This is a genomic window from Microbacterium sp. (assembly GCF_035554235.1).
In the GTDB taxonomy this organism is placed as follows: Bacteria; Actinomycetota; Actinomycetes; order Actinomycetales; family Microbacteriaceae; genus Microbacterium.
Genome location: NZ_DATMIO010000247.1, coordinates 1 through 4,314, shown reverse-complemented (window position 1 = coordinate 4,314; position 4,314 = coordinate 1). Strand labels below are relative to the sequence as shown.

Sequence of the window (4,314 nt, the reverse complement as noted above, 5' to 3'; positions counted from 1 at the left end):
GGCGAGCGGCTGGGGCTTTCGCACCAGGCCCTCTTCGACGTCGCCTCCAACGCGTCGGGCCAGTGCTGGGCGCTCACCACGAACTGCCCCGTTCCCGGGCCCGTGCCCACGAGCCCGGCGAACCGCGACTACGCCCCGGGCTTCGCGGGAGCGCTCATGTCGAAGGACCTCGGCCTCGCCGAACAGGCGATCGAGCGCACCGGGGTCGATGCCCGCCTCGGTCGTCTCGCGCGCGCGATCTACGAGGAGTTCGCGGCCGGTGACGGCGCGGGCAGGGACTTCTCCGGCATCATTCAAACGATACGAACTCAGTCGGAGGCAACCTGAACATGACGGACTACGAGACGATCCTGGTCGAGACGCGCGGCCGCGTCGGCTGGATCACGGTCAACCGCCCGGCGGCGCTGAACGCCCTGAACAGCCAGGTCATGCACGACATCGTCGATGCCGCCACCCGGTTCGACGACGACGAGGGCATCGGGGCGATCGTCGTCACGGGCTCCGAGCGCGCGTTCGCCGCGGGCGCCGACATCAAGGAGATGGAGTCCAAGGGCGCCCTCGACATGGTGATGGGCGACCACTTCGGCGGCTGGACGAGGTTCGCCGGTGTGCGCACCCCCACGATCGCCGCCGTATCGGGCTATGCGCTCGGCGGCGGGTGCGAGCTCGCCATGATGTGCGATATCATCCTCGCCGCCGACACCGCGACGTTCGGCCAGCCGGAGATCAACCTCGCCGTCATCCCGGGGATGGGCGGAACGCAGCGGCTCGTGCGCGCGGTCGGCTACTACAAGGCCGCCGAGCTCGTGCTCACGGGACGGATGATGGGGGCCGAGGAGGCCGAGCGGGCCGGGCTCGTCTCACGCGTGGTCGCCGCCGCCGATCTGCTCGCCGAGGCGGGCAAGACCGCGGACGCGATCGCTGCCAAGTCGCTGCCGTCGGTGTACGCCGCGAAGGCGGCGCTCGATGTCGCCCTCGAGTCGAGCCTCGCGGAGGGCCTGCGCTTCGAGAAGCACGTCTTCGCGGGGCTCTTCGGCACCGACGACCAGAAGGAGGGGATGGCGGCGTTCCGCGAGAAGCGCGCCCCCGACTTCACCAATCGCTGAGTTCAGAGCGGATCGGGCTGGGGCTTCGGGTCGCGGAAGTCGCCGGCATCCCTCCGGAATCGGGCGAGAATGCGCACGAGCTCCACCGTGTCGTCGTCGGTCAGGCCCGGTTCGGCGAAGACCTCGGTGTTCAGGGCGTCCGTCGCCGCTTCGACCAGCTCGCGGCCCGCGGGCGTCAGCGCGACGAGCGCCGCGCGCCCGTCGGCGGGGTGCGGCTCTCGCACCACGAACCCGTCACGGGCGAGGCGATCGACGGTGTTGGTAACGCTGGTGGGATGCACCTGCAGCCGAGCGATGGCGCTGGCCATCGGCATCCGCCCCTCTCGCGTGAAGGCGAGCAGCCGCAGCATCTCGAACCGGGCGAAGGAGAGCCCGAACGGCTTCAGCGCCTTGTCGATGCGGGCCAGCATGAGCTGCTGCGCGCGGATGACGGAGGTCACGGCAGACATGCCGGATGCGGCATCCGCCCAGCCGTGCGCCACCCACTGGCGCTTCGCCTCGGCGATCGGATCGACCGGGAGCGGTCCACGACGTGCCATGCGCGACCCCCTCTCTCGCCCCAACGGTAGCCGGTCGGTGCCGGTCTTCCCGTGCACGGCCCGGGGCGCACGACCAAATAGACTCGAACGGCAAAGGAGCGTCACCGCATGAAGATCGTCGTCCTGGTCAAGGAAGTGCCCGACACCTACGGGGACCGCAAGCTGTCGCTCGAGACGGGTCTCGCCGATCGCGCCGCGAGCGAAACCGTGCTCGATGAGATCGGGGAGCGCGCCCTCGAGGTGGCGCTCACCCATGCCGACCAGAATCCCGGCACAGAGGTGATCGTGGTCTCGATGGCGCCCGAGGGCTCGGCCGCGACCGTGCGCAAGGGCCTCGCGATGGGCGCGACGAGCGCGGTGCACATCGCCGACGAGGCGCTCTCCGGCGCCGACCTGGGGCTGACCGCCGAAGTGCTCGCCGCGGCGATCGCACGCACGGGCTACGACCTCGTGATCACCGGCAACCTGTCGACCGACGGCTCGGGGGGCGTGATGCCCGCGATGGTGGCAGAGCTGCTCGGCGTTCCCCACGCGACCGCGCTGACCTCGCTCGAGATATCGCCCGACGGCATCACGGGTCAGCGCGCGACGGATGCCGGAACGATGGATGTCGCCGCGCCGCTGCCGGCCGTGGTCTCGATCACCGAGCGCATGCCCGACGCGCGCTTTCCCAACTTCAAGGGCATCATGGCCGCGAAGAAGAAGCCGTTCGAGACCCTGTCGCTGGCCGACCTCGGGATCGACGCCGACGATCACGCGTGGTCGCGCTCGATCGTCCTCGCGATCAGCGAGAAGCCGCCGCGCGCCGGGGGCGTGAAGATCATCGACGAGGGCGATGCGGGCGAGAAGCTCGCGGAGTTCCTCGTCCAGAATCGCCTGGTGTGAGGAGAGCGACATGACCGGATTCGCCGATGACTCGATCCTCGTCCTGATCGACGTGCTGCCCTCGGGGCAGCTCGCGAAGAGCGCCGCGGGGCTGCTCGGTGCCGCCGCCCAGGTGGGCACCCCCGTCGCGCTGGTCGTTCCCGCACCGGGGGCCGGTGCCGCGGCCGCGGAGGCCGCCGGTGCCTTGGGCGCGACGCACGTCGTGATCGCCGAGACCGCGGAGGCCGCGACCGCCCTGACCGTGCCGACCGTCGACGCGCTCGTGGCGGCGTCCGACCTCGTCCGGCCCGACGCCGTGTTGATCTCGAATTCCATCGAGGGGCGCGACGTCGCCGGCCGTTTCGCGGCCCGTACGCGCTCGGGCCTCTGCGTCGATGTGGTCGGCGTCTCCCGCGATGCGGAGGGCGTCGTCGCCCACCATTCCGTCTACGGCGGCTCGTACAACGTCGACGCGGCCGTGACCTGGGGTGCTCCCGTCATCACGGTGCGCCAGGGCGCCATCGAAGCGCGCGCGGATGCCGTCACGCCCGAGATCGAGTCGCTCGCGGTGTCGCCGTCGGGCAAAGCCGCGGCATCCATCGTGTCGTTCGCCGAGGCCGTCGAGACCTCCAGCCGTCCCGAGCTCCGCGGAGCGACGAAGGTCGTCTCGGGTGGCCGCGGGCTCGGGTCGGAGGAGAAGTTCGTGCTCGTCGAGCAGCTCGCCGACGCCCTCGGCGCGGCTGTCGGCGCCTCCCGCGCAGCGGTCGATGCGGGCTATGTCCCGCAGGCCGCACAGGTCGGGCAGACCGGAGTCTCGGTGTCGCCGCAGCTGTATGTCGCCCTCGGCATCTCGGGCGCGATCCAGCACCGCGCCGGCATGCAGACGGCGAAGTCCATCGTCGCGATCAACAAGGACGGCGACGCCCCGATCTTCGACATCGCCGACTTCGGCGTGGTCGGCGACCTGTTCACCGTGGTGCCGCAGCTGATCGCGGCCCTCGAGGCCCGGAAGGCCTGACGGATGGCGACCCTTCGACCGACGCTTCGCCGCGGGCTCCCGCGCCGCCCGGGCGGCGAGCCGTGGCCCCCCGCGGATGCCGCACCGGCCGAGGATCCCGCACCGGTCGTCGCTGATCGCGCCGCCGCGGTCGCTGAGCCCGCCGCGGTCGCTGAGCCCGACGCGGTCGCTGAGCCCGCTCCGGTTGCAGACACCGGCCCGGTCGCCGGGCCTGTCGAGGCGGCGCCCTCGATCCAAGTCGCTGAGCCCGTCGCGGCGTCGATCGACGCCCCGGAGGGAACGCTGCGCCGCGGGCTTCCGCGCGTGGCGGGCGGCGAACCGTGGCCGCCCGTGACTCCGGTACCCGTGCGTCGCGTGAGCGAGATCGATCACGCAGCGACCGAGGCTCCAGCGGTCGAGGCCCCAACCGCCGATGCCCCAACGGTCGAGGTCGCGGCGGTCGAGGCCCCGGCGGCCGAAGCCCCGGCGGCCGAAGCCCCAGCGACCGAGCCCGTCGTTCCCACCAGGCCCCTCCCGCCGCTTCCGTTCACGCGGACCGTGTGGCCGGGCGCCGCAGCATCCTCTCGCCCCACAGCCCTGCCCGAAGCTGAGCCGACGAGCCTCGCCGACCGCCTGCGGCGTCCGACGTGGACACTCGCGATCAGCGGGCTGCTCGCCGGGCTCGCCCTGCTCATCCTCGCGGCGATGGCCGTCTTCGCGACGCGGTGGCTCGTCAGCCTCCCGTTCCTGCAGGACTTCCTCACGACCTATCCGGGGGAGTACGAACTGCCGGAGGGCTCGCAGCCGG

The 4,314-nt window shown here is 71.8% G+C and carries 5 protein-coding genes and 1 pseudogene; 5 read left to right on the top strand and 1 reads right to left on the bottom strand.

The window, feature by feature from the left end; all coding sequences use genetic code 11:
* Both VNT50_RS12505 and VNT50_RS12500 read left to right on the top strand, forming a co-directional pair.
* The coding region (locus tag VNT50_RS12505) for an NAD-binding protein (protein WP_325485444.1) at nt 1-327 on the top strand (327 nt) is incomplete at its 5' end.
* Nucleotides 328-329: 2 nt separating this feature from the next.
* Nucleotides 330-1,106 (top strand): enoyl-CoA hydratase-related protein, encoded by a 777-nt coding sequence (locus VNT50_RS12500; protein WP_325485443.1) that lies wholly within the window; start codon nt 330-332, stop codon nt 1,104-1,106.
* A 2-nt stretch (nt 1,107-1,108) separates the two neighbouring features.
* On the opposite strand, the gene VNT50_RS12495 is transcribed toward VNT50_RS12500, so the two are convergent.
* Complete coding sequence (locus VNT50_RS12495; RefSeq protein ID WP_325485442.1) at nt 1,109-1,645, bottom strand: MarR family winged helix-turn-helix transcriptional regulator; 537 nt, start codon at nt 1,643-1,645, stop codon at nt 1,109-1,111.
* Between the two features lie 108 nt (nt 1,646-1,753).
* On the opposite strand from VNT50_RS12495, the gene VNT50_RS12490 reads away from it, so the two are divergent.
* From VNT50_RS12490 to VNT50_RS12480, 3 genes and pseudogenes are all read left to right on the top strand, one after another.
* Nucleotides 1,754-2,530, top strand: a complete 777-nt coding sequence (locus VNT50_RS12490; RefSeq protein ID WP_325485441.1) for an electron transfer flavoprotein subunit beta/FixA family protein — start codon at nt 1,754-1,756, stop codon at nt 2,528-2,530.
* 10 nt (nt 2,531-2,540) lie between these two features.
* Nucleotides 2,541-3,527, top strand: coding sequence for an electron transfer flavoprotein subunit alpha/FixB family protein (locus VNT50_RS12485; RefSeq protein ID WP_325485440.1), 987 nt, complete (start codon nt 2,541-2,543; stop codon nt 3,525-3,527).
* Nucleotides 3,528-3,530: 3 nt separating this feature from the next.
* Nucleotides 3,531-4,314 (top strand): annotated as a pseudogene (locus VNT50_RS12480) (cytochrome b/b6 domain-containing protein); the annotation flags it as partial.

Bases quoted from the DNA above. Each gene is read 5' to 3' on its own strand.
- VNT50_RS12500 (WP_325485443.1), top strand. From the start codon at position 330: ATGACGGACTACGAGACGATCCTGGTCGAGACGCGCGGCCGCGTCGGC.
- VNT50_RS12490 (WP_325485441.1), top strand. From the start codon at position 1,754: ATGAAGATCGTCGTCCTGGTCAAGGAAGTGCCCGACACCTACGGGGAC.
- VNT50_RS12495 (WP_325485442.1), bottom strand. From the start codon at position 1,645: ATGGCACGTCGTGGACCGCTCCCGGTCGATCCGATCGCCGAGGCGAAG.
- VNT50_RS12485 (WP_325485440.1), top strand. From the start codon at position 2,541: ATGACCGGATTCGCCGATGACTCGATCCTCGTCCTGATCGACGTGCTG.